General features: G+C 65.0%; 23 protein-coding genes and 1 pseudogene. 6 read left to right on the top strand and 18 right to left on the bottom strand.

The features are described 5' to 3' along the window. Positions 1-7: 7 nt before the first annotated feature. From OUO20_RS01295 to OUO20_RS01315, 5 genes are read right to left on the bottom strand one after another with little or no spacing between them, the layout of a single operon-like run. Positions 8-979 (bottom strand): aldo/keto reductase, encoded by a 972-nt coding sequence (locus OUO20_RS01295; RefSeq protein WP_268002663.1) that lies wholly within the window; start codon positions 977-979, stop codon positions 8-10. A gap of 2 nt (positions 980-981) precedes the next feature. Next, positions 982-1857 carry an amidohydrolase family protein gene (locus tag OUO20_RS01300; protein WP_442781107.1) on the bottom strand — a complete coding sequence of 292 codons (876 nt, stop codon included), beginning with the start codon at positions 1855-1857 and terminating at the stop codon, positions 982-984. Between the two features lie 10 nt (positions 1858-1867). After that, complete coding sequence (locus OUO20_RS01305; RefSeq protein ID WP_268002665.1) at positions 1868-2296, bottom strand: RbsD/FucU family protein; 429 nt, start codon at positions 2294-2296, stop codon at positions 1868-1870. Continuing rightward, positions 2293-3690: an L-fuconate dehydratase gene (locus tag OUO20_RS01310; protein ID WP_018771367.1), complete on the bottom strand. Its 1398-nt coding sequence runs from the start codon at positions 3688-3690 to the stop codon at positions 2293-2295. Before OUO20_RS01310 ends, OUO20_RS01305 begins: the two co-directional genes overlap by 4 nt. Continuing rightward, positions 3612-3881: a hypothetical protein gene (locus OUO20_RS01315; RefSeq protein WP_268003488.1), complete on the bottom strand. Its 270-nt coding sequence runs from the start codon at positions 3879-3881 to the stop codon at positions 3612-3614. Before OUO20_RS01315 ends, OUO20_RS01310 begins: the two co-directional genes overlap by 79 nt. Between OUO20_RS01315 and OUO20_RS01320 the strand changes: the two genes are divergently transcribed. From OUO20_RS01320 to OUO20_RS01340, 5 genes are all read left to right on the top strand, one after another. Beyond that, complete coding sequence (locus tag OUO20_RS01320) at positions 3874-4611, top strand: FadR/GntR family transcriptional regulator (RefSeq protein ID WP_268002666.1); 738 nt, start codon at positions 3874-3876, stop codon at positions 4609-4611. The two genes, OUO20_RS01315 and OUO20_RS01320, sit on opposite strands and share 8 nt — an antisense overlap. A gap of 213 nt (positions 4612-4824) precedes the next feature. Beyond that, positions 4825-6081: an ABC transporter substrate-binding protein gene (locus OUO20_RS01325; RefSeq protein ID WP_051081442.1), complete on the top strand. Its 1257-nt coding sequence runs from the start codon at positions 4825-4827 to the stop codon at positions 6079-6081. A 154-nt stretch (positions 6082-6235) separates the two neighbouring features. Next, a complete protein-coding gene (locus OUO20_RS01330) occupies positions 6236-7060 on the top strand; it encodes a carbohydrate ABC transporter permease (protein ID WP_144601343.1) in 825 nt (274 codons plus the stop codon). Then, positions 7050-7949: a carbohydrate ABC transporter permease gene (locus tag OUO20_RS01335; protein ID WP_268002667.1), complete on the top strand. Its 900-nt coding sequence runs from the start codon at positions 7050-7052 to the stop codon at positions 7947-7949. The genes OUO20_RS01330 and OUO20_RS01335 overlap by 11 nt, the downstream gene beginning before the upstream one ends. Positions 7950-8006: 57 nt before the next feature. Beyond that, positions 8007-9353 carry an alpha-L-fucosidase gene (locus OUO20_RS01340; protein ID WP_268002668.1) on the top strand — a complete coding sequence of 449 codons (1347 nt, stop codon included), beginning with the start codon at positions 8007-8009 and terminating at the stop codon, positions 9351-9353. A 68-nt stretch (positions 9354-9421) separates the two neighbouring features. Here the strand turns inward: OUO20_RS01340 and OUO20_RS01345 are convergent, their stop codons facing one another. The 3 genes from OUO20_RS01345 to OUO20_RS01355 all read right to left on the bottom strand — a co-directional run bounded on the left by OUO20_RS01345 (position 9422) and on the right by OUO20_RS01355 (position 11934). Further along, the gene (locus OUO20_RS01345) at positions 9422-10174 is read right to left on the bottom strand and encodes an ArsR/SmtB family transcription factor (RefSeq protein WP_268002669.1); all 753 of its coding nucleotides are present in this window, start codon (positions 10172-10174) and stop codon (positions 9422-9424) included. A gap of 52 nt (positions 10175-10226) precedes the next feature. Continuing rightward, a complete protein-coding gene (locus tag OUO20_RS01350; protein ID WP_442781123.1) occupies positions 10227-11438 on the bottom strand; it encodes a mechanosensitive ion channel family protein in 1212 nt (403 codons plus the stop codon). A gap of 88 nt (positions 11439-11526) precedes the next feature. Then, positions 11527-11934 (bottom strand): DUF1304 family protein, encoded by a 408-nt coding sequence (locus OUO20_RS01355; protein ID WP_268002671.1) that lies wholly within the window; start codon positions 11932-11934, stop codon positions 11527-11529. A gap of 147 nt (positions 11935-12081) precedes the next feature. Here OUO20_RS01355 and OUO20_RS01360 point away from each other — a divergent pair, with 147 nt between their 5' ends. Then, positions 12082-12417, top strand: coding sequence for a cupin domain-containing protein (locus tag OUO20_RS01360; protein ID WP_268002672.1), 336 nt, complete (start codon positions 12082-12084; stop codon positions 12415-12417). 7 nt (positions 12418-12424) lie between these two features. Here OUO20_RS01360 and OUO20_RS01365 read toward each other — a convergent pair whose 3' ends face one another. The 10 genes and pseudogenes from OUO20_RS01365 to OUO20_RS01415 form a co-directional block, all read right to left on the bottom strand. Continuing rightward, complete coding sequence (locus OUO20_RS01365) at positions 12425-13666, bottom strand: MFS transporter (protein ID WP_268002673.1); 1242 nt, start codon at positions 13664-13666, stop codon at positions 12425-12427. Positions 13667-13878: 212 nt separating this feature from the next. Beyond that, positions 13879-14067, bottom strand: a complete 189-nt coding sequence (locus OUO20_RS01370) for a hypothetical protein (RefSeq protein WP_018771356.1) — start codon at positions 14065-14067, stop codon at positions 13879-13881. Between the two features lie 98 nt (positions 14068-14165). Continuing rightward, positions 14166-15440: an AGE family epimerase/isomerase gene (locus OUO20_RS01375; RefSeq protein ID WP_223993989.1), complete on the bottom strand. Its 1275-nt coding sequence runs from the start codon at positions 15438-15440 to the stop codon at positions 14166-14168. A gap of 43 nt (positions 15441-15483) precedes the next feature. Next, the gene (locus tag OUO20_RS01380) at positions 15484-16227 is read right to left on the bottom strand and encodes a sulfite exporter TauE/SafE family protein (RefSeq protein ID WP_018771354.1); all 744 of its coding nucleotides are present in this window, start codon (positions 16225-16227) and stop codon (positions 15484-15486) included. After that, a pseudogene (locus OUO20_RS01385) lies at positions 16228-17666 on the bottom strand (NAD-dependent succinate-semialdehyde dehydrogenase). It abuts the gene before it with no gap. A gap of 79 nt (positions 17667-17745) precedes the next feature. After that, entirely contained in the window at positions 17746-18561 is an 816-nt protein-coding gene (locus OUO20_RS01395) for a carbohydrate ABC transporter permease (protein WP_018771352.1), read from the bottom strand. A 4-nt stretch (positions 18562-18565) separates the two neighbouring features. Next, positions 18566-19522, bottom strand: a complete 957-nt coding sequence (locus tag OUO20_RS01400; protein WP_268002675.1) for a carbohydrate ABC transporter permease — start codon at positions 19520-19522, stop codon at positions 18566-18568. Then, positions 19519-20808: an ABC transporter substrate-binding protein gene (locus OUO20_RS01405; RefSeq protein WP_134165929.1), complete on the bottom strand. Its 1290-nt coding sequence runs from the start codon at positions 20806-20808 to the stop codon at positions 19519-19521. Before OUO20_RS01405 ends, OUO20_RS01400 begins: the two co-directional genes overlap by 4 nt. Positions 20809-20900: 92 nt before the next feature. Then, entirely contained in the window at positions 20901-21785 is an 885-nt protein-coding gene (locus OUO20_RS01410) for an aldolase (RefSeq protein WP_144601327.1), read from the bottom strand. A gap of 20 nt (positions 21786-21805) precedes the next feature. After that, positions 21806-22708: a PfkB family carbohydrate kinase gene (locus tag OUO20_RS01415; RefSeq protein WP_268002676.1), complete on the bottom strand. Its 903-nt coding sequence runs from the start codon at positions 22706-22708 to the stop codon at positions 21806-21808. Between the last annotated feature and the right edge of the window lie 37 nt (positions 22709-22745).

The raw sequence follows: 22745 nt of genomic DNA on the forward strand, positions 1-22745 counted from the left end.
GGGGGAACTACGTGATGAGGCCGCGGTTGCGCAGCTCGGCCCATAGCTGGTCCGGGACTGCCTGCGATGCCAGATCGAGGTTTTGCTTCACCTGTTCGGGCGTCCGCATGCCCAGGACCACGCTTGTCACGGCGGGGTGCTGGTACGGGTACCTCAAGGCGGCGGCAGGGAGGGTGGTTCCATGCGACTCGCAGATGTCGGCCAGCAGGTTTGCCCGGTCTAAAAGCTGCGGGGGCGCGGGTTGGTAGTTGTAGGTGGCGTCGCGCGCCGGACGGTCTTTGGAGAGCAGGCCGGAGTTGAAGACTCCGACGTTCACTACTCCCACTTTCCGCTCAAGGCACGCCGGCAGCAGATCCGCTGCTGCTCCCTGCTCCAGCAGCGTGTACCGGCCCGCCAGCATGATCACATCGATGTCCGTTTCGGTGACGAAGCGGGCGAGCATTTCGGACTGGTTCATGCCTGTGCCCCAGGCACCGATGACGCCCTCATCCCTCAAGGCGGACAGGGTGGGTGCGGCACCGTCGACAGCCTCGCTCCAGTAGTCGTCCGGGTCGTGGATGAAGACGATGTCGATCCGGTCAGTTCCGAGCCGCTGGAGGCTTTCCTCGATGGAGCGCAACACCCCCTCGCGTGAGTAGTCGCGGACCCGGACCAGATCATCGGGCACGTCGAACCCCTCGGTGTCCTTACCGTTCGGGGATGGGTTGGGTCGCAGTAGGCGCCCCACTTTGGTGCTGAGCACGTAGCTGTTGCGGTCCTGGCCGGCGAGTGCTTTTCCAAGGCGGCGCTCCGAAAGTCCCAGCCCGTAGTGTGGGGCTGTGTCGAAGTACCGGACGCCACCCTCCCAGGCTGCTTCAACGGCGTCGATCGCCTCCTGCTCCTGCACCTGCCGGTACAGGTTGCCGATGGGGGCGCCCCCGAACCCGAGGACGGGCAGTTGGATTGCGGTGCCGGGGATGGTGCGGGTTTCTGTTTGCATGGTTAGTCTTTCTCCTCTTTCGGGTGTGCCGGACCCCGGACTGCCTTGAGTCCGTAAGCGCGAACTGCGGTTCCATGGGCGACGTTTTCGCGTTCGTAAGAGGAGGCGTCGGACATCGCCTGCTCCACAGTGAGAATCCAGTCCTGGTACGCGGCCGGCTCCGTCAGAGAGACCGGCCAGTCACTGCCGATCATGCACCGATCGGCCCCAAAAACGTTTAGGGCTTCCAGGATGAAGGGCAGCGCCTGCGGCCCAAGTGGGCGCGTGGGGTCAGCTTCCGCGCCCGCCCCTGAAATCTTCACGACGACGTTGGGCAGCCTGGCCAATCGACGCATCGCTGTGCTCCATTCGCTGAGGCTGCCGGCTGCAATGGGTGGTTTGCCCATGTGGTCCAGCACTATGCGCAGTTCCGGTATCCGGGCAGCAAAAGCTGCAAGTTCCGAAAGCTGCCACGAGCGGACGCAGGCGTCGAAGGCAAACCCGGCCCTCCCTACATGGCGGCCTCCGGCCAGTGTTTCCGCCGTCAGCATGAAACCGGCCTCCCTGTCCTGGAACAGCTGGCGCACCCCGCGGACCAGGGGCCGCTGACACAGCTCCGCAAGGTCTTCGGACACGCCGTCCCCGCGGTTGATGGGGGCATAGGCCACAATCGCCGCCAGCTCCGGCCAGGTGGCCCGGAGGCTCGCCACCCAGTCAACTTCCTTCAGCGCCTGGTCATCACGGCAATCGGCCTGCACAAAGACAGCCTGCGTCCCGGGCGCGTGTGGAAGTTCCCGTGGAAGGAAGGGCCGGTTCAGGGAAGGGGCACGGTTCAACCAGTCATAACTGAGCACGGAAGGGTCCCAGACGTGGACGTGTGAGTCTATTACCTGAAGCAACTGTCAGCCCTCATGCCTGTCCGTCGGGCCGAACGCCGATGGTCAGGAGCAGGTTCGCGTAGTGCCGGGTGTCCCCACTGGCGATGACGACGGCGACGTTCGGCGACCGCGCGGCATCGTAGAAGTCGAAGCGCTGGTGCGAAGTGATGGGAATTGCGGTGCCCAGCGCTCGTTCGTAGCCTTTGACTGCCTCCGTCCAGTTTCCGTCCGGAGGCGTCATTACCGCGGCGGCTTCGATCGGAACGGCGTCGATCAGCACCTCCAGTACCTGGTCAATGGTCAGCAGGCCGGGCCGCAGATTCAGGGCTATCCGCCTCGCGGCTGCAGGGGCGCCGGTGTTGTGCGGGTAGTTTGCGTCCGCCAGGAGGATCTGCGAGCCGTGGCCGGATTCAGCGAGGGCTGCGAGCAGGCCCGGGTGGGTAAGTGTGTAGTTGATCATGCCTGTTCCCCTACCCTTTCCCCGGTCCCTGCCCGAGCGAAGGCGACACCGCGCTCAGCGCGGGCCGATTCCCATGCCTGTTCGGCTTGGCCGGCGTCGGTGCCGGCCCAATAACTGCCCCGGGGAAAGGAATACGCCTGCAACGTCTGCTCCTTCAGTTCCGACGAGTACCCAGGGTTCGCCGGCATGATGTAGGCGCCGTCCCGGATGATGCACGGATCCACAAAGTGTTCGTGCAAGTGATCCACGAATTCGGTGACCCTGCCGGCCAGGTCTCCGGAGACGGCAATGAAGTCGAAGATGGACAGGTGCTGGACGAGTTCGCACAGACCTACCCCGCCGGCATGTGGGCACACCGGGACACCGAACTTGGCGGCCATCAACTGGACGGCCAGCACTTCGTTGACGCTGGCGAGCCGGCAGGCATCCAACTGGCAATAGTCGATCGCCCCGGCCTGGAAGAGCTGTTTGAAAAGGACGCGGTTCATGCCGTGCTCGCCGGTGGCCACCCCGATCGGTTGCACGGCCCTTCGGATCTCGGCGTGGCCCAGGACGTCATCCGGGCTGGTGGGTTCCTCGATCCACAGCGGATTGAATTCAGCCAGCTGCTTGATCCAGTCGATGGCCTGCGGAACATCCCATACCTGGTTTGCGTCGATCATGAGGTTGCCCTCTGGCCCGATGACTTCGCGGGCGATCCTGAGGCGGCGAATGTCGTCCTCGAGGGATGCGCCAACCTTGAGTTTGATGTGGCGGTAGCCCTGGTCCACGGCCTCCTGGCAGAGCCGCCGTAGCTTCTCGTCCGAGTAGCCCAGCCAACCGGCCGAGGTGGTGTAGCACGGGTAGCCGTCCCGGGCCAGCTGGTGGATGCGCTGATCCCGGGTGGGGTCGAGTCGTTCCAGAAGCGCCAGGGCTTCCTCCCGGGTGAGGGCGTCTGAAAGGTAGCTGAGGTCGGCCGCGTCCACGATCTGTTCGGCGGTCATGTCCACCAGGTAACGCCACAGGGGCTTTCCCGAGCGGCGGGCGGCAAGATCCCAGACGGCGTTCATCACGGCTCCGAGGGCAAGGTGCTCCACGCCTTTATCGGGCCCCAGCCAGCGAAGCTGGGAATCACGTTTCAAGCTTCGGTACGCCTCGCCAAGGTTGCCGCAAAGGACATCCAAGTCTTGGCCTATGAGGGGCCTGGCGCGCAGTTCCATCGCGGCGGAGCACACCTCATTGCCCCTGCCGATGGTAAAGGTGAAGCCGCAGCCATAAAGGTCTGGGTCGTCCGTTTTCAGCACGATGTACGCAGCGGAGTAGTCTGCGTCATGATTCATGGCATCTGAACCGTCTGCGGAAAGCGACGTGGGAAACCGCACGTCGAAAATATCGAAACCGGTGATTTGTGGCAAGGTGAGCCCTCCAGGTTCAGGCCGTGAAGACGGCGCTCCAGCAACATCGCGAGCGTCATCTGATGTATGTGGAAGTATTTGATGAGAATATCGGAAGAAGCATCCCATTCCAAGGGATACATCTGATGAAAGCGAATTGTGCGTTCAGCGTCACTAGACGAAGCACTGGGAAAGGTGGCTGCGATGACCAACAGCAACTCCACTGGGTCGATGTCCCAAACCGACGTCGTTATTTCGGGCGTGAAGCAGATGCTGTCGTCCCGCAGGCTTCGGCCCGGCGACCGGCTGCCCATTGAGAAGGACCTGGCAGCAGAGCTGCAGGTTTCCCGGGGTTCCCTTCGGGAGGGCGTGCGGGCATTGTCCACTATGGGCATTCTGGAGACGAGGCAGGGCGCCGGCACCTTCGTGACCAGGCTGGAGCCGTCGGCTTTGCTCTCCGCGATGGAATTCTGGGTGGGCCTGCAGGATGGAGAGCGGGCAAACCAGGTGCACACTGTGCGGCGGGCCCTTGAGACAGAGGCTGCTGCCGGGGCAGCGGTTTGTATCGAAAGCTCGCAACTCGACGAGGCCGAAAGCATATTGGAGCGGGCGAACGCGGCCATTCAAGCATCGCCCATAGACCATGCCGGCGCCATGCAGTGTGACATCGAATTCCATCGGCTCATCGCCCATGCCTCAAGGAATCACGTGCTGTCAGCGCTGATCGAAACCGTCTCCACCAACACCATCCGCGGCCGGATGTGGCGGTCCATTCATGACAATGAAGGCCTGCTGGCCACGCATCGGGAGCACTTGGGAATCCTGGAGGCGCTCAGGCGGAATGACGTGGACAGGGCCAGAACCCGCATGGCGAACCACCTGTACGCGGTGGAGGACTACGTGACAACCATTCCCGCTCCCGAGCTTGAGGAACAGACGTAGGATTCGTCAGACCTTGTATTGACTATTTCCGACAAATGGCCTGTTTAGGGTCGATCCAGGAATTTTGGAGTCAAAAAGATCAGATGATTCCTTGACTTTCCAAACTGGGGCGGGTCATGCTGTTGGGGACAAGGGTTGCGGGAATTACAGCGGGCAGGCCACGAGGACGTCGCCGGGCAGCCTTTGTCCCCAGCTATTGAAAGGACGTTCGTTGTGTCGACTAACCGTGTTACCGGCAAGCTGCTGACAGCTGCAGCGGTTGCAGCCCTGGCCGTCGGAAGCCTTACCGCATGTGGTTCCTCAAGCGGGAGTTCATCATCGGGGGAGAGCAAGGAAGCCTCCGCCATGTACACCTGGATCACCAATGAAAACGACAGGGCCCAGTGGCAGGCCTTTGTGGACGCAGCCAAGAAAAAGGACCCTGCATTCAACCTCACTTTGGAGGGTCCGAGCTTCAACGATTACTGGACCAAGGTCAAGACCCGCCTCTCCAGTTCCGGAGCGCCGTGCATCATCACAACGCAGGCGGCTCGTGCCCAGGAGCTTAAGGACCTTACGGTGCCGCTGGACGACATGGTTAAGAGCAACAACATTGACGTGTCCATGTACAACAAGGCAATGATCGACGGCCTGACCGTTGATGGCTCGCTGCGGGGGATACCTTATGACGCCGAACCGGTGGTTCTTTACTACAACAAGGATCTCCTGGCCGCGGCCGGCGTGGCGCCGCCTACCACCAAATACACCACCAGCCAGTTCGCGGCCGACCTTAAGGCGCTGACAAAAGGCGGCGTGATGGGCCTCGCAGTGCCGCCGGGATTCGGCTCGGGCCCGGGGCTTCCCATGGCATTCGCCAACGGCAATGAACCGGTCAAGGATGGAAAGCTTGACCTCACCAACCAGGGCCTCGTCAACGACCAGCAGTTTGCCTTCGACCTTGTGGCAAAGGCGCAAGTCGCGAACCCGCCGCAGGCGTCGGACGGGACCGATGTGCCGGAGCAGCAGTTCATGAGCGGCAAGGCGGCGATGATCATCGACGGTCCCTGGATGTACGACACCCTGACCACCAAAACGCAGGGCAAGGTGGGCATCGCCGTCGTCCCTTCCACCTCGGGAGAGAGCATCGGCATGATCCAGGGGTCCGCGTTTGCCATCGCAGCGTCCTGTAAGGACAAAGAAGCTGCCTTCAAGAACATCATGAAGATCACCACCCCTGAGGTCATCGGCGCTGTTGGGGCCGCCCGTGGAACCGTTCCATCTGTTGAGTCCGCGGTGAAGGACTGGGCCGGGACCAAGCCGGCGGCTGACGTGGCAGTTGTCCAAGCCCTTCTGAAGAGCGGGCGTCCGCTGGTTACCACCCCTAGCTGGAACCAGGTGGAGACCAACTTCACGCAGTACTCCGGAGAAGGCTTCCGCGGCAGCAAGACCGCGCAGGAACTCCTCTCCACCATCATGAATTCAGCCAAGTAAACTCCCCGGGGGCAGGCTCCCGCACTGGAGCCTGTCCCCTTCATGGAACAGGTCAACGATGACTGCTTTACCCACACTTGCTGTCAAAGACGTGAAAAGGACCCCCGCCAGGGGCGGGCAGGGCCGGCTCGCAGCGGCTTACCTCGCTCCCGGGATGCTCGGGTTCCTGATTTTTATCGTGCTTCCGCTGGTGGCTTCGCTGGTCATCAGCCTGTTCGACTGGCCCTTGTTCGGGGCACCAAAATTCGTGGGGCTGGACAACTACGTTCGGCTGCTCACTGGTGACCCGGTGTTCTGGACGGTTCTGGGCAACACCCTCTTTTTTGCCGTCTCCTACACCGTGGTCAACCTGATCGCTGCCCTGGCTGTTGCCATCTGGCTTCACAACCTGGGCAGTTGGGGCCCGTTCTTCCGGGTGCTGTTCTTCATTCCGGTGGTGACCCCCATGGTCGCCAACGCGTTGGTTTGGCGCCTGATGCTCACCGATGACGGCGTCATCAACAGCTTTCTGGCCAACTTTGGCATTCACGGGCCTTCCTGGCTCAGTGACAGCCAGCTCGCCATGGGGTCGTTGATCGCAATGTCTGTCTGGCAGGGGATCGGCTACAACATCATCGTTCTCGGCGCAGGGCTCAGCGGCATCTCGCCGAATTTGCTTGAGGCCGCCCGCATCGATGGGGCAGGAGCCTGGCAGCGGTTTTTCCGGGTGGTGCTGCCGATGCTGTCGCCGTCGCTCTTCTTCTGCACGGTCATGACCATCATCGGCTCTTTCAAGGTATTTACCCAGCCTTACCTGCTGACACTCGGCGGGCCGGGCGATTCCACGAACACGATCGTTCTGTACCTCTACCGCAACGGTTTCTCCTTTGACAAGCTCGGCTACGCGTCGGCACTCGCTTGGGCGTTGTTCGTCATCGTCATGCTCATCACCGCACTGCAGTTCTCGCAGCAAAAGAGGCTGGTCAACTATGACAACTGAAACTCTCGCCCAACCGGAAATCGACAAGGGCCTCGCGCACCGTCGGCACGCAACAGCGTCGCGGAAGAAGAGGCGGGCCGGCCGCCTCGTCAGCCGCATCGGCGTTGTCCTGGTCGGTGCTGCCTTCTTCTTCCCGTTCCTCTGGATGTTCGCCACATCGCTGAAGCCCACCTCCGAAATATTCTCCACCGGTGCCAGCTTCCTTGCCTCCCGCGTGGAGTGGTCGAACTACCAAACAGTGTGGACCGCTATTCCCTTCGGACGGGTCATCCTCAACAGCTTCTTGGTGGCCGTCTCCGGAGCGGTGCTGACAACGGTCGTGTCATTGCTGTCCGCCTACGCTTTTGCCCGGCTGCAGTTCAGGCACCGGGAGAAGTTGTTCCTCGTTTTCCTTGGCACGCTGGTGCTGCCTCAGGAAGTCCTGGTAATTCCGCTCTACATCATGATGGCAAAGCTGGACATGATTAACTCCCTGCCGGCGCTCATCGTCCCTTTTGCTTTTGGTGCCTTCGGTGCCTTCCTGATCCGACAGTTCCTGCTGTCCCTGCCCGTTGAGTTTGAAGAGGCAGCCCGTATCGACGGAGCAGGTTCGATCAGGATCCTGTGGAGCGTGATCCTTCCGCTTGTCCGTGCGCCGCTGGCCGTGGTGGCTGTCTTCAGTTTCATCGATTACTGGAGCAGTTTCCTGTGGCCGCTGATCGTCATCAACGACGTCTCGCAGGCAACCATTCCACTGGGGCTCTCCATGTTCTCCGGTGAACGCGGAACGGACTGGGGACCGCTCATGGCGGCCGCTACTTTGGCGGTGATTCCCAGCCTGCTCGTCGTCATCCTCCTGCAGCGCCAGCTCGTGAAAGGCGTCAGCATGGGCGGCTTCGGCGGCCGCTGAGCACCGCCCTGACCCCTGGAATTCCCAAAATCAACCATCTGGAAATTGGAGTGCATTATGACTGACAGCACAGCTATGCCTGAAGACTGGAACAAATTGGCCAGGCCCGTGCCGGAGTGGTTCCAGAACGCGCCGTTCGGCATCTTCATCCACTGGGGCGCCTACTCCGTTCCCGCCTGGGCCGAACCCATCGGCGCCCTGGGCACCATCGAGGACCGCGAGTGGTTTACCCACAACCCTTATGCGGAGTGGTACTACAACACCATCCGCATTGACGACAGTCCTGCCCAACAGCACCACCGGGACGTGTTCGGAGGCGAGGACTACGACGCCTTCCTGGACCAGTGGAAAGCAGAACAGTTCGACCCGGGGGACTGGGTGGAGCTGTTCAAATTCGCCGGTGCCGATTACGTGGTGCCCACCACGAAGCACCATGACGGCATCGCGCTCTGGGACGCTCCGGGAACAGGCGAACGGAACACGGTCCACCGCGGACCGCGCAGGGACCTGATCGGCGAAATCGCCCGGGCCGTGGGTGACAAGGGCCTGAAGCTGGGGCTGTACTATTCCGGCGGACTGGATTGGCATGTACGCCCCTTCCCGCCGCACGTCACCAGCGAAAGCGTCCACGACACTTCCCGCCCCAAGGACGCCGGCTACGCCGAATACGCCTACAACCACGTGGTGGACCTGGTGGACAAGTATCGTCCAGACGTCCTGTGGAACGACATCGAATGGCCCGACGCCGGCAAGCACTTTGGCGAGTACGGGCTCGGCAGGCTGTTCGAGCACTTCTACTCGATCAGTCCGCAAGGCGTGGTGAACGACCGGTGGGGCGCCACCCACAAGGACTATGCCACCAGCGAGTACGAAGCGGCCAGGGAGAACGAGTCCGAATCCGAGTGGGAGAACTGCAGGGGCATCGGATTCTCCTTCGGCTACAACCAGGTGGAAGGACCGGAGCAGTCGCTGACCGGCCAGCAGTTGGCCCGCCAGCTCACGGACGTGGTCTCCCGCGGTGGCCACTTCCTGCTGAACGTGGGACCGCGGGCGGACGGCACCATTCCTGAGATCCAGCGCCAGGCCTTGACCGATCTTGGCCACTGGATGGCTTCCGCCAAGCAGTACCTCGTGGGTGCCCGTCCGCTTCAGGATGGAACCGTGGCAAGCAGCGACGACCCCTGGATCCGCTGGGTTGACCGCGGAACGGAAGCCGTGGCCTTCGTTGACTTGCTAGGCGGGGGAACGGAAGCCGCCTTGAAGCTGGACGCGGACAGGTTCTCATTGTCACAAGCGTCAGCGGAGGGTGACGGCGGAACGGTCGAGGCCACCGTGGATGGACTCAATGTCACCCTGTCGCCTGACCGAACCGGGCCGGCCATCGTCCGCGTCCCCAAGGCATAGTCCCGGAAGTGCATCGACGGCGGCGGGCAGCACCCGCCGCCGTCGTGCGTTACCTCAAAATCAATGGCTTAGGTGTACATCAGCGAGCCGGGCGTAGTGAGCTTTTCGCCGGTTTCCAGCCATGTCTTGAGACCGGAGAGGATCATCGGCCAGCCGCCGTAAAGCTGTTCGTTGGCGCCCTCGCGCAGGTCGCTGTGGGTGACGGTGAGGTGGCAGGAATCGCCCACCGGTTCGATCTCCCAGGTGATGGTGGACGTGCCCTCGGCCTTGACGTCCTCGCCCCACAGGGCGCGCATGGTCTGGACCAGGCGGCGCGGCGGGTCCACCTCCAGGTTTTCGCCTTCGCCGAGGGCCTCCCCGGCCTTCGGGTTGCCCATCACGAAGCGTCCGCCCGGTGACCAATCGGACTCGATGGTGTTGCCGAACTGGTACTTGCTGCGGATGTCGCTGTCCGTGATGGCTTCCCAGAGCCGTTCGGGCGTGGTCTTGATGTAGATCTCGAAGATTTTTTCCATGGGACTTTCCAATCTGGATTTGAGGTCGCTGAGGGCAGCGGCCCATGGTTCTGCGTATTTGCTGACCCAGCGGTCGTGGACCAGGCGGATGGGGACAGGATTGAGGAAGTGCAGCTTTTCCCGCCCCCGACGGCGGGTCACCACCAGGCCTGCGTCCTCCAGGATGCGGAGGTGCTTGGCGATCCCGAACCGGCTCATGCTGAACCGGGCTTCAAGGGCGCTCAGGGTTTGGCCGTCCTCGCGGTTGAGCTCATCGAGCAGGTCCCGGCGGGTGGGGTCGGAGAGTGCCTTGAACACGTCGTCCATGACAGCAATGATATGTGACCTAATGGTCACCTATCAAGGGGTCTTGCCTGCCTCAGTTGCGGGAGGCAAGGTTCCGGTCCCGCTCCTCGAACACCTCATCGCCGGGCCCGGTGAACGCGCGCGACCTCTCCACTGCCTCGATGGAGCCGGTGAACAGCTGCGATTCGTGCGGGTCCGCCGGGGGACGGGCACCGGCGGCCGGAGGCGAACCCAGCCCGCGCAGTGGTGCCCTGCGCCGTGCGGCCGTGCCGCCGTCGTCCGCTGCCTGCTCCCAGCGCTGGTGCGGCAGGGCCTCCGGATGGTTCTGCTGCAGGAACATGACCATGGTTTCCCGGACCAGGCAGCGCAAGTCGAAGAGCGCGGCACTGTCCGCCGCGCTGACCAGGATCCGGACGCGGACAAAGCCGCCGGTGGCGTCGGTGATCTGCAGGACGCCCACGCGCTCGTCCCAGAGCTCGGAATCCGCCAGGACGCGGCGCAGTTCGGTGCGCATGTCCTCCACGGGGGCGCGCCAGTCCAGGTCGAACTCCACGGTGCCCATGACCTCGGACTGGCGGCGGGTCCAGTTCTCGAAGGGCGTGGTGGTGAAGTAGGTGGACGGCAGGATGAGCCGCCGGTCGTCCCAGAGGTGCACCACCACGTAGGTGAGGGTGATCTCCTCGATCCGGCCCCATTCCTTCTGCACCACCACCACGTCGTCCACGCGGATGGCATCGGTGAACGCCAGCTGCATGCCGGCAAAGACGTTCACCAGCGACGTCTGCGCGGCGAGGCCCGCAACGATGGAAATCACCCCGGCGGACGCCAGCAGCCCCGCGCCCAGCGCCTGGATGGCGGGGAAGGTCAGCATCGCGGTGCCGACGGCGAGCACCACCACCAGTGCCACGGCAATGCGCCGTGCCAGGATCATCTGCGTGCGCAGGCGCCGTGCCCGCCGGTTGTCCGCCACGTCCACGCTGTGCCGGTTCAGCACCACGGCTTCCACGATGAGCAGCACCGCGACGGCGAGCCAGGCGACCGCGCCGATGAGGGCGATCAGCAGGAGATGGTCGACGCCGGCGTGCCAGCTTTCGTTGTTGGCCGTGAGCCTGAGGGCAGCACGGACGCCCACCAGGCACAGTGCCAGACGCAAGGGCTGGCGGGCCACCCGGGAGGTTGCCTGCAGCTCGGGCCGGTTCCGGTTCAGATGGAGGACCACCTTGCGGAGCAGCCAGGACAGGACCAGTCCGGCGGCCACCGCCACGGCGACGGCAAGGAAGGGCATGGCACGGTTAAGTAGGTCTGGCATCCGTTAACCACTACCAACTTCGGCGGCAGGACCGAAATCGCGCCGGCGCCTTGGCGTGCCCCGCTTATGGCCCCAGCGGCAGCAGGAGCAAGGCAACGAGTGCCGGGACGGTGGCCGCGAGGGTTCCCGGCACACTCTCCCATTTACTTGGGTAGTGGCCCTGGATGTCGGCGAGCAGCATGGTGGGGGCGGTGAGGACCATGTTGGCGCAGCAGTAGACCACCAGTGTGTAGCCCACCACGAGCTGCTCGGAGTTGGCGGCAACCACTCCGGCGATCACCCCCAGCGCAATCACCAGGTTCCTGTAACCGGTGGGGATGGCCCACATCATCACTGCACGCACATTTTCCGGCGGCGTACTCAGGAACTTCTGAGCCCACCGGTGACGGCGGAGGAGGAAGCTCTCCACTGGAAACACGACGATGTAGATGGCTGCGGCGAGTACCGCGAAGACCTGCGCTGCGGTGTTCATGCTGGCAGCGTAGGGCTGCGCCTGCGGGCTGCTCCATCCCCGGATTGGGGGATCTTGGACGCCCACGCCGACGCTGGCGCCCGCGCTCGCACCGGAAGGCCGTTTGGCACGTGTTCATCTCCCCACCACGTGGGTAGCCTTGGGCCCATGCAGAAGATATCGATTGACGCGCTGGCCCGGCAGCAGCTCGAAGCAGCCATCGGCTCCCCGAACGGAAGGGCTGCGGACACGGTGTACGGGGGCCACGAAAAGATCCTCCGGCAGTCGGTCATGGCGATGACCGCGGGAACGCAGCTGAGTGAGCACCAGAATCCGGGCGACGCCACGGTGTTCGTGATCCGGGGCTGCGTCAGCCTCCGCGCCGGCGGGGAATCCTGGCAGGGCAAGTCCGGCGACCTGCTGATCGTCCCGCCCGGTCTGCACAGCCTTCACGCCGAGGAGGACTCCACCTTCCTGTTCACGGTGGCCAAGCACCGGGACTGACCCAGGGTCAGGCCGGGTCCTTGACGGTGTCCTTCACCGGCCGGGGCTCCAGCCAGATGCGTTCACGGGGGCCTGGTGGGTAGGCGTAGCGCTTACCGGCAAGGGTGATCACCAGGGCGGCAACCACAGGAATCGCCGCCGCCGCCGGGACCAGCAGCGGGCCGCCAACCACCAGGGCCGCGGAGCCGTAAAGTGCCCCGACGGTGATGCCCAGCTGGATGGTCAGGACGGTGAGCCCGTTCGCGGCCTCACTGTATTCGCCGCCGGCCCGGAGGATCGCCGACTGGTTGTAAATGCCGATCGCGCCCAGGCCGGCTCCCCAAATGGTCATCAGCACCAGGGCGGCGGGCAGGTTCCCCACGGCGAGGGGCAGGAGGAACATCGATGCTGCGATGGCCGCCGTCGTGATGAGCAGCGAGCGGCGGGGACGCGAGTCCACGGTGAGTCCAGCGATCCAAATACCCAGCAGTCCGGACCCGCCCAGTACCGTGAGCGAGAGGCTGATGGCGTAGTCCGGCAGGGCCGCCTCGCGGATGAACGGCGCGATATAGGTGAACAGCGCGAAGTGGGCCAGGACCAGCAGCGGCCAGGCGGTGGCCACCGGCTTCACGCCGGGCTGGCCGATGGCCCTGCGCAGTGACGGCCGGACCGAATCGGTAATGCGCCGGACGCGGGGAAGCAGCCAGAACGCCAGCACGGTCAGGACCACGCCGAACCCGGCGAGCACCAGGAACGCTGCGCGCCAGCCCAGGAATACGCCCAGGGCCGTACCCACCGGAGCGCCGATGGCCAGGCCCAGGCTGTTGCCGCTGAACACGATGGCCAGGGCCTTGCCCACCTTGTCCGCCGGGACCACGCGGGATACGAACGGCGCCATGGTGGTCCACAGCAGCCCATGCGCCAGCCCGCCCACCAAACGCGCGATCATCGCGGCGGTGAAATCCGGTGCGAGTCCCACCATCGCGTTGCTGAGCGCGAAGGTCAGGACCAGCCCAACCAGCAGGGCGTGGCGGGGAATCTTCCCCAGCAACCGCGCGGCCGGAACCACCGTGACAACAATGACGGCGGCGTAGGCGGCGGCAAGGTAGCCGGCCACCGGCTCGGACACTCCCAGGCCGGTGCTGATCTGGGGCAGCAGGCCGGACGGCAGGAGTTCAGTGGTGATGGCCGTAAAAGCGATGGTGGCGAGGACCACCATCGCGGCATACGGAAAACGGGCAGGTTCCGGCGCAGGGATCGCGGAAGACATGGGGGAAGCGTCCATTCAAGGGGGAGGGTGTGGAATGCGGCGCTGCTCGCCTGACAATTCCTCCCTTAAATTTACCGGATCGAAGGGTCTGTCACAGACATGACACGTTGTCCGGATCGTGCTCCCGCTCCTGCCGTGCGGGACCCGCTGCCAGGCTCCCCGAACCGGGTCCCCGGCCGTGATCCCCGAACCGTGATTCCGGTCAGGAAGTCCTACCTGCGGCCGAAATCGGTGTCCGTGTACGACCCCGGCCGGCCGGACGCACTGCCTTGGCAGGTACAGGTGCCCTGCACTTCGATGCGCACCGCCGTCGGCCGCGCGGCGTCCAGGTGCAGGGTCACGGGCTCATGGTCCGCAGCGGCGACGCGCAGGAGTGATTCTTCGGGGGAGATGGCAGACATCGCTGTCCTTTCGGAAGGGGGTCGTTTTAGGGGGATTGTTCAGGAGGACTGTTTCCGGGGGCAAGCCGGGGGCGTGCCGCCCGGGACGAAGTGCCGAATCAGAGGCCGGCTGATTCGCTGGCCTGCAGGGTTTGGTTAAGGCGTATGTCCAGCAATCCTGCCGCGACCGCCGGTGCCAGCCCGGGGGCCAGCGGAAGGCGGGGGACCACCAGGCAGTGCCACAGGTGGTAGATGTCCGCCTTGCCTGACCATACGGTGGAGGAGACATTGCCGTTCTCGTCGAGTTCCTGCTTCCAGGACCCATGCTCGTAGTCGATGAACCAGTCACGGGCATGGTCCCAGATCCGCTCATACCAGTCCGCGTACTTCTGGTCCCCCGTGGCGATATAGAGGGCTGCCGCACCCCCGATTGCCTCGGCGGGCACCCAGCGGATGCGGGTGGTGACCACCGGCTTGCCCTCCCAGTCAACGGTGTACACAAAGCCGGGGTGGCCGTCCGGTTCCCAGGCGTCGCGGATGGCGGCGTCAAACAGGCCGCGCGCATCGTCGAGCAGCCAGGCCGGGACGTCCAGGCCGCGGGCTTCGAGCCCGGCACGGAGGTGGAGGAGCAGGCGCGCCCACTCAACCCAGTGGCCTGGGGTGCCGCCGTACGCCCGGAACTGGCTGGCCCGGTCATCGGTGTTGTACTCGGGCATGGGGTTCCACTCCGGGTCGAAGTGCTCGAACACCCGGTAGTTGTTGTTGCGGGCAAAGTTGTGGATGAGCACTTCGGCGATGTGCAGGGCCCGTTCGAGCCAGCGGTTCTCCCCGGTCACATCGGCCACAATGAGGTATGCCTCCACGGAATGCATGCTCGCGTTTCCGCCACGGTATGCCTCGGTTTCCGTGAATTCCCGGTTCCACGAGTCGAAACACATGTTGGCCTGGTGGTCCCAGAATTTGGTGTCAGCCACCCGGAGCGCCTCGTCCAGCAATTCGCGGGCCCCTGGCCGCCCTGCGGCGACGGCACTGGCAGCGGCGAGGAGCACGAAGGAATGCTGGTAGCCGGACTTCGTATCGTTCACGGGGCCGTTCGCGTCCACCTCGGCGTACCAGCCGCCGAACTCATCGTCGTGGAGGGGGCCGTTGAGCGCAGCGATGCCGTGGTCCACAAGGAGCGCGGCACCCGGCCTGCCCATCAGCGCGGCGACGGCGAAACTGTGCGTCATCCGGGCGGTGATCCACAGATGGGTGGGCTTGTCGGCGAACACCTTGCCGTAGTTGTCCAGCCAGCCGAATCCGGTGGGGACCTTGGAGGCCTCGGCAAAGCGGACCAGCCGGTCCGTCTCCGCCTCAAGCCATCGTGCGTGGGCGGCACTGTCGAGCCACGTCATGTTAATTCCTCTCTCTGGTGCTGGTGCAGGTGAAAATGTCGGATCAGGCGACGGCATCGGATATGCCGCGGATGATGGTGGCGGCCGCGCCCAGGTAGGCCAGGACGATCAGCAATATCTGCGCGGCGCGGGTGGGGACGTGCTTGGCGGCGAGGTCGCCGAGAACCAGGCCGGCCAGGCAGGCGACGGCGACGGCGAGCCACATCGCTAGGGGCATCACGGGGAACGTCTGGGGCGCGGTGATCGCCTTGGAGATGAGCGAGAAGACGCCGATGGTGAAGAAGTACGGTTGCATCGTGGCCGCGAAGGACTTGTGCTGCCACCGGGTGGCGATGGAATACATGCTGACGGCTGGACCGCCCACTCCTGCCGCTGTGTTCATGAACCCGCTCAGGCTGCCGGCGGTGAGCAGGTACCGCCGGCGCGCCGGCAGCGTGGCGGACTTCAGGGCCAGCAGGATGGTCAGTCCGGCGGCGAGGATCACCCCGATGGAAATTTCCAGGACCGCCGCCGGGACCAGCCGGATCAGGAATGCGGCCGGGACAATGCCGAGCAGCGCCGAGGCCGCGAGCATCAGGTACCGCTTCCAGTCGATGTCCCGCACCACCCGGAAGATGATGGCGCCCGCCGTCACGGCGCCACACACATTCACCAGCACTACTCCTTCCACCGGGCCCAGGAGCAGGACCAGGAAGGGCGCGGCCACCAGGGCGAAGCCCATCCCGGTGATCCGCTGCATCCCGGCGCCCATGACGACGGCGCCCAGCACCAGTCCGGTGGTCAGCACTTACGGCCGCCAGGCCACGTACTGGACCTCCTCGAACTCTTCGAGGCCCAGGCTTGATCCTTCCCGGCCCAGGCCCGACTGCTTGGCGCCGCCCATGGGAGCGAAAGCAACGGAGGGCAGGGGATCGTTGACGCCCACGATGCCGGCTTCGAGGCGTTCGGGAATGTCCCAGCCGCGCTTGGCGCTGCTGGTCCACACGTAGGCAGCCAGGCCCATCTCGGTGGCGTTCGCCTTCCTGATGGCGTCCTCTTCGGAGGAGAAGGTGACGACGCCGGCCGCCGGGCCAAAGACTTCCTCGGTCACCAGGCGTGCGTCGTCCGGGACGTCCGCCAGCAGGGTGGGTGCCAGGAAGGACCCCTTGGCCGGGACGTCGGTGCGCTGGGTGACCTGCCGGGCGCCCCGGCTGAGTGCGTCGTCCACCAAGGACTGAACCGCGGCCACCCTTTCGGCGTCGATAACGGGACCGAGCTCCGGAACCGGTGCGCCGCCGTCGGGAACGCCGTGGCCGATGCTCATCGCATCAAAGCGGGCGCCCAGCCTCTGTGCAAACTCTTCCGCGATGCCCTCCTGGACCAGGAACCGGTTGGCGGCAACGCAGGACTGGCCCGTATTGCGGAGCCGGCCCAGGACGGCACCGTCGACGGCGGCGTCCAAATCGGCGTCCTCGAACACGATGAAGGGTGCGTTGCCGCCCAGCTCCAGCAGTGGCCGGACCACGCGTTCCGAGGCTGAGGCCATGATCTGCCGGCCCACGCCGGTGGATCCGGTGAAACTGACGGCCCTGACCGCGCGGTGGGACATCAGGGCGGCGGTGATGTCACGGGAGGGGCCGTGGACCACGTTGACCACGCCGGCGGGGAAGCCGGCGTCGTGCAGGACTTCGAACAGTCCCGTGGCAGCCAGCGGCGCCTTCTCAGACACCCGGCCCACCACCGTGCAGCCTGCGGCCAGCATCGCGGCGAGCTTCCGCGCCTGGATGGAGACCGGGAAGTTCCAGGGGTGAGGCTGAGCGCCACTCCGATGGGTTTGCGCAGGCTCAGATGGCGGCGGCCACGCAGTTCAGGCGGGCTGACGGTGCCGGTGGCCCGGCGCGCCTCCTCCGCGAACCAGCGGAAGTACTCCACGGAGAAGTCCACCTCCCCCTGCGCTTCGGGAAGCCGTTTGCCGGCTTCGAGTGCGAGGGTGTGGGCCAGTTCGTCGCGGCGTTCTGCCAGGAGGTCGGCGGCGTTGCGGAGCAGGTCTGCCCGGTGGCGGACGGTGGAGCCGGACCAGGAATTGAAGGCCTCCGCGGCGGCGCCGGCGGCCTTGGTGGCATCGTCGGCCGTGCCCCAGGCCACCTCTCCCACGGTGGTGCCGTTGCCCGGGTCAATCACGTCCTTGGCGGTTCCGGAGGTGTGCCAGGTGCCGTTAATGAGGTGCCGGGCGGATTTGAGGTTCATGGATTGTGCCTTTCGTAGGGCTGGGAAAAGATTCGACAGTTCCGGGCGGCCGCCAAAGCCGGGTCCGGGGCCTGGTTCCTTATCCCTTGCTCGCGCCGGCGGTGATGCCGGCTACAAAGTAGCGCTGCAGGAAGACGTAGGCGATGACGACGGGCAGGGATGCCAGGATCACGCCGGCGAACAGCAGCGGGTAGTTGGTTTGGAACTCGCCCTGGAAACTCAGCAGAGCCAGCGGCAGGGTGCGGTTGCCGGGGGACTGGATGAACAGCAGCGGGTACAGCAACTCGTTCCAGTGGATGACGAACAGGAAGATGGCGGCTGCGGCGATGGAGGGCGCCGAGAGCGGCAGGGCGATGGAGAAGTAGGTCTTCCACGGTCCGCTGCCGTCGATGGAGCTGGCCTCGTAGAGTTCCTTGGGCAGGGTCCGCATGAACCCGCCCAGGATGAACACGGCGATGGGCAGCGTGGAGACCACGTTGGCCACGACCAGGCCGGCCAGGTTGTCCAGCAGGCCAAGCCGGCCGAAGAGCACATAGAGCGGCACCATGTTGGCCTGCGCCGGGATGGCCATGCCCAGGACCAGGAACCCGAAGATGGCCCAGGCCATAAATCCCTTCAGCCGGGACACTGCGTAGCCGGCCAGGCTGGCAAGGAACAGGGTGAGCGGCACGGAGATACCCGTGACGATCGCGCTGTTCATGAAGGATGAGCCCAGGTTCTGGCCGCCCACCACTTCCGCGAAGTTGTCGGCGGAGAGGGAGTGCGGCAGGCTGAATGGCCCGGCGAACAGTTCCTGCGTGGACTTGAAACTGCCGAACGCCACCACGGTCAGTGGAACGATGATGATGACCGCATAGATGGCCAGGATGGCGCGGCGGCTTAGTGAGGCGAGCATGCTGCTATTCCCCCTTCGGGGTCAGCCGGAGCAGTCGGCGCTGAAGCCAGGTGACCAGGGCGATCATCGCCATGAAGATGATCGACTGGGCGGCGGCGTAGCCGAACTCCGAGTTGGCAAAGGTGCTGTAAATGCGGGTGGACAGGATGTCCAGGGCAGCCTTGGGCGGGTTGCCCGCGATACCGAGGATCAGGTCGAATGCCTTGAACGACTGGACGGTGGTGTAGGCCACCACAATGGACGTGGCCGGGGCCACGAATGGCCAGGTGATGGACTTGAACTGCTGCCACTTGTTGGCGCCGTCCATTTCGGCTGCTTCGTAGAGTTCCCTGGGGATGGCCTGCAGCCCCGCGATATAGACCACCATCATCTGGCCGGAATGGAACCACACCTGGGTGACAGCAACCCAGTAGAGGGCCTGGGCGTCATTGCCGAGGTAGGCCCCGCCGTCCACCCCCACGGTTCTGAGGACCGAGTTGGCCAGGCCGAAATTGGGGTCGTAGATGAACTTCCAGATGAAGGCCACGGACACCGAGGACAGGATGGTGGGGAAGAAGAACAGGGCGCGGAGCAGGATGCTGCCGCGTGAGTTCCGGGTGAGGAGCAGTGCCAGGACCAGCGAGAACGCCGTTTGGGCGATGACCACCAGCAGCACGAACTTCAGGTTGTTGGTCAGGGCATTGGTGAACAGCGAGTCCTTGGTGAACGCACGGATGAAGTTGTCCAGGCCCACGTAGTTGAAGGCCGCCGAGAAGCCGTTCCAGTCCGTGATGGCGTACTGGAAGGCCTGCAGCGTGGGCATCACCAGGAAGAAGGCGACGACGGCGACGGCGGGCAGTGGGAAGAGGTACAGTGCCGGATTCACCCGGGTGGGGGAGCGCCGGCGCACCTTGGGGGCGTTGGCGGAGGTTTGGCTCTCCGGCACCTTGCCCTTGGCTGCGGTTCCGGGATGGATGCTCATAGCCGTTCATCAACAATCTTCTGGGCGGCGGCGGCTGCCTGTTCCGGGCTGGTGCCGGAGATGACGGCCGTGGCACTGGCCTCCACCGCATTGCGGACGTCGAGGTTCTGGAACTGGAAGCGGGCTGCGAGCGCGGTCTTCTTCTGCAGCCAGGGGCTCAGCCGCTTCAGGTCCGGGTTGGTGTACTCCACCTTGTCCACGGACACGTGCTGGGCGGTCTGGTTGGCGTAGTAGCCGGCGTTTTCGGGCTCGGAGAGGAAATCGATCCAGGCTGCCGCGGCGGCCTGGTTCTTGCTGGCCGAGTTGACGCCGAGGATGAACGTGGCGTTGTAGGCGCCCTCGTATTTGCCGTTGCCGTCGGAAGTGGTGTTGGGGAACACCAGGTCGATGGGGAACTTGGCGCCGAGTCCCCGCACGGCGGCGATGTGGTAGGAGCCGGTGGCCAGCATGGCGGCCTTGCCCTGGGAGAACAGGTTCTGGGCCGGTTCCACGGCGGTGCCGGTGGCGTTGGGCTGAACGAAGGGCTTCAGGTCCTTGTACTGGTTAAGCATCTTGATGAACCAGTCGTCGGTGCACTTGAGCTTGCCCTGTTCGATTTGGGCGCACATGTCGTCAACGGGGGCGTTGTTGGCAATCATGCAGTTGAACAGCTGGCCGCCGTTTCCGACATCGCCGCCCGGCCAGGAGATGGGGATGACACCGGCGGAGGCCAGCTTCTCGCACATGCCCAGGAACGCATCCCAGTTCTTGGGGGCGATCTCCGCACCGGCCTTGTCAAAGAGATCCACGTTGGCCATGGGCATGGGGAACACCACCTGGTAGGGCAGGCCCAGTTGGCTGTCGCCGTTCCGGCCCGCGGACAGCAGCCCCTTCTGGTAGTTGCCCACCGCCTTGCTGTCCTTGAGCTCGGTGTAGATGCCGGCTTCGGTGAAGTTCTTGAACTGGGCGCCGCGGAAGGTGGCAAAAGCGTCGCCGATCGAGCCGCCGCGCAGCTTCTGGAGGGCCTGGGCGTTGTAGTCGTTGGAGGTGGAGATGTCCTGGGCAACCTCCACGCCGTTGTGCTGGGCGGCGAAGCGCTTGATGAGTTCGTCGAACACGGCCTTGTCCTCGCCGCGCCAGTGGGCGAACGACACCCTGCCGGTCACGGCGCCGGTGGAGGGTGCCGCCGGTCCGGTGGCACCGCCGGGTTTGGTGGAACCGCCGGGCCCGGCGCACGCTGCCGCAGCGGCGCCGAAGCCCATGGCTCCCAGAAGGGCGACTGCCTGCCTGCGTGAAATCTGACTCACAATAATCTCCTCGTTGAGTGTTTGGTGTGCCTTGTTTGCTTACTGCGGAAAGGGTCTGCCCCGGTCAGGACGTTGGTGCGCGCCACTTATGGCTACGCGTGCGTCCTCTGCGCGGAGACGACGTCGTCAACGACGGCGCAGAGGCGCTGCAGCCGGCGGACGGCGTCGGTGGAGAGGGATTCGACGACGTCGGGGGCACCGATGCAGGATGCCCAGACGGCGCGTCCGGAGAGGAAGCCGCTGGCGCCTTCCAGGCAGGCCCACCGAACGGCATCCGGGAAGACGTCCTCGGGGACGCCGGAGGACAGGACCACCCAGGGGCCGTCGATGGCCTTGGTCAGTTCGGCGCAGGCGGCGCGGACCTGGTCTTCGGGGGCTTGGCCGTGGAAGGGGACCTCCGCTTTGTAGAGGTCGGCGCCCAGGCTTCCGAGTTCCTTGGCTGCGGCCAGGATGCCGGCATCCCAGTCAAAGTCGCCGCCGGCCAGGGGCTTGCGGGAGACGGGCTCGATGATGCTGATCAGTCCGGCGGACCGGCAGCTTTCCACGAATTCACGGACCATGGCCACACGGCCTTCGGCGGGCTCGTCCGGGCGGTAGAGGACCAGCAGCTTGAGAGCCTTCACGCCCAGGGCCGCGTACTTCTGCGGATCCACCAGCCGGTCGATGGTGACCTCGCCAACGAGCTCGCCGTGGGCGGATTCGAAGTGGTCGGCGGAGGCGATGAGCCCGCAGCTGGGGTCCACGACGCCGGCCTCGATGGCCTGGTCCAGGGCGAACTGACGGTCGATCAGGATGCCGGAGGCGTACGGGGTCAGGATCCGGGCTGCTTCAAGCTTGAAGTCGCGCAGGTCCTGGTCCGTGACGGGCTGGTCGGTGTGTTCGGCGAACATGTTCCGCATGGCTTCGCGCTGGTCCACGGCCAGCATGGCGAAGGCGCCGGAGGGGCGCTGGAGCGGGGAGAGGTCGGTATGGCTCATGGGGTGGCTTCTTTCGGTGGTCAGTTGGAGGCTGGGACAAGATTGACGGTTTGGTGCGGGATGGCGGACCGGCCGTCCAGTCCGCCGCAGGAGGCGGAGGCGGTGCGCCCGGCGAATACGGCGGCTTCCACCAGTGGAAGCCCGGCAGCGACGGCGGCGAGCAGGGCGCCGTGGTAGACGTCGCCGGCACCGAGGGTGGACACGATGGTGGCGGGCGTGGCCGGGACGTGGACGGGTTCGGCGCCGCGTTCCAAAACCCAGGCACCTTCGGAGCCGGCTGTGGCGACGACGGCGGAGGCGCCGTCGTCAATTGCCTTCCGGAGCAGCGACTCAGGGGAGAGGTCCGCGCCGTATTCTGCGCGGAGCCTTTCGATGGTGGGGACGTACAGGGCCACGCCGCGGGGGCTGAAGGCGGGGATGGGGTTGCCGGCGTCCACGCTGATGGCCAGGCCGGCCGGCCGCGCGGGGGCATTGGCCACCGCGTTCCAGCCCAGGTGGTCCGTGTGGACCCAGGCCGCTGACTGGAGCAGTTCGGAGAAGCGGCTGTCCCCGGGGAAGCTGACCGGCGGGACCGGACGGGTGACGATGGCCCGGCTTTCGGTGGCCCTGCTGACCACGATCACGCTGGCACCGGTCTTGACGCCGGCGTCGCGGATCACGGCGGAGGTGTCCACGCCTTCTGCCTGAAGGCCGCTGACGATGCGGTCCCCTTCTTCGTCGGTTCCCAGGACGCCGGCAAAGGCCGTCCTGGCTCCGGCGCGGGCGGCCGCTACGGCTGCCGTGGCGGCGGGTCCGCCGCCCGCCGTGGCAAAGTCCGTGGCGACGGTGCGGCTGTCCGCGGCAGGGTAATCCTGCACCAGGGCGATGGCGTCAAGAGTGGCGCAGCCTACGAAGAGCAGGGTTCCGGTTGACGGTTGGGGCACGTTCCACCTCGTTGTAGTTCCGGCTGATACTGAAGAA

This window comes from Arthrobacter sp. FX8 (assembly GCF_026723805.1).
Classification (GTDB): Bacteria; Actinomycetota; Actinomycetes; order Actinomycetales; family Micrococcaceae; genus Arthrobacter.

What these genes read in the sequence shown, in the direction of transcription:
- OUO20_RS01295 (WP_268002663.1), bottom strand. Translation starts at nt 979, where the DNA reads ATGCAAACAGAAACCCGCACCATCCCCGGCACCGCAATCCAACTGCCC.
- OUO20_RS01305 (WP_268002665.1), bottom strand. Translation starts at nt 2,296, where the DNA reads ATGATCAACTACACACTTACCCACCCGGGCCTGCTCGCAGCCCTCGCT.
- OUO20_RS01320 (WP_268002666.1), top strand. Translation starts at nt 3,874, where the DNA reads ATGACCAACAGCAACTCCACTGGGTCGATGTCCCAAACCGACGTCGTT.
- OUO20_RS01330 (WP_144601343.1), top strand. Translation starts at nt 6,236, where the DNA reads ATGCTCGGGTTCCTGATTTTTATCGTGCTTCCGCTGGTGGCTTCGCTG.
- OUO20_RS01335 (WP_268002667.1), top strand. Translation starts at nt 7,050, where the DNA reads ATGACAACTGAAACTCTCGCCCAACCGGAAATCGACAAGGGCCTCGCG.
- OUO20_RS01340 (WP_268002668.1), top strand. Translation starts at nt 8,007, where the DNA reads ATGACTGACAGCACAGCTATGCCTGAAGACTGGAACAAATTGGCCAGG.
- OUO20_RS01345 (WP_268002669.1), bottom strand. Translation starts at nt 10,174, where the DNA reads ATGGACGACGTGTTCAAGGCACTCTCCGACCCCACCCGCCGGGACCTG.
- OUO20_RS01350 (WP_442781123.1), bottom strand. Translation starts at nt 11,438, where the DNA reads ATGCCCTTCCTTGCCGTCGCCGTGGCGGTGGCCGCCGGACTGGTCCTG.
- OUO20_RS01355 (WP_268002671.1), bottom strand. Translation starts at nt 11,934, where the DNA reads ATGAACACCGCAGCGCAGGTCTTCGCGGTACTCGCCGCAGCCATCTAC.
- OUO20_RS01360 (WP_268002672.1), top strand. Translation starts at nt 12,082, where the DNA reads ATGCAGAAGATATCGATTGACGCGCTGGCCCGGCAGCAGCTCGAAGCA.
- OUO20_RS01365 (WP_268002673.1), bottom strand. Translation starts at nt 13,666, where the DNA reads ATGTCTTCCGCGATCCCTGCGCCGGAACCTGCCCGTTTTCCGTATGCC.
- OUO20_RS01370 (WP_018771356.1), bottom strand. Translation starts at nt 14,067, where the DNA reads ATGTCTGCCATCTCCCCCGAAGAATCACTCCTGCGCGTCGCCGCTGCG.
- OUO20_RS01375 (WP_223993989.1), bottom strand. Translation starts at nt 15,440, where the DNA reads ATGACGTGGCTCGACAGTGCCGCCCACGCACGATGGCTTGAGGCGGAG.
- OUO20_RS01395 (WP_018771352.1), bottom strand. Translation starts at nt 18,561, where the DNA reads ATGCTCGCCTCACTAAGCCGCCGCGCCATCCTGGCCATCTATGCGGTC.
- OUO20_RS01400 (WP_268002675.1), bottom strand. Translation starts at nt 19,522, where the DNA reads ATGAGCATCCATCCCGGAACCGCAGCCAAGGGCAAGGTGCCGGAGAGC.
- OUO20_RS01410 (WP_144601327.1), bottom strand. Translation starts at nt 21,785, where the DNA reads ATGAGCCATACCGACCTCTCCCCGCTCCAGCGCCCCTCCGGCGCCTTC.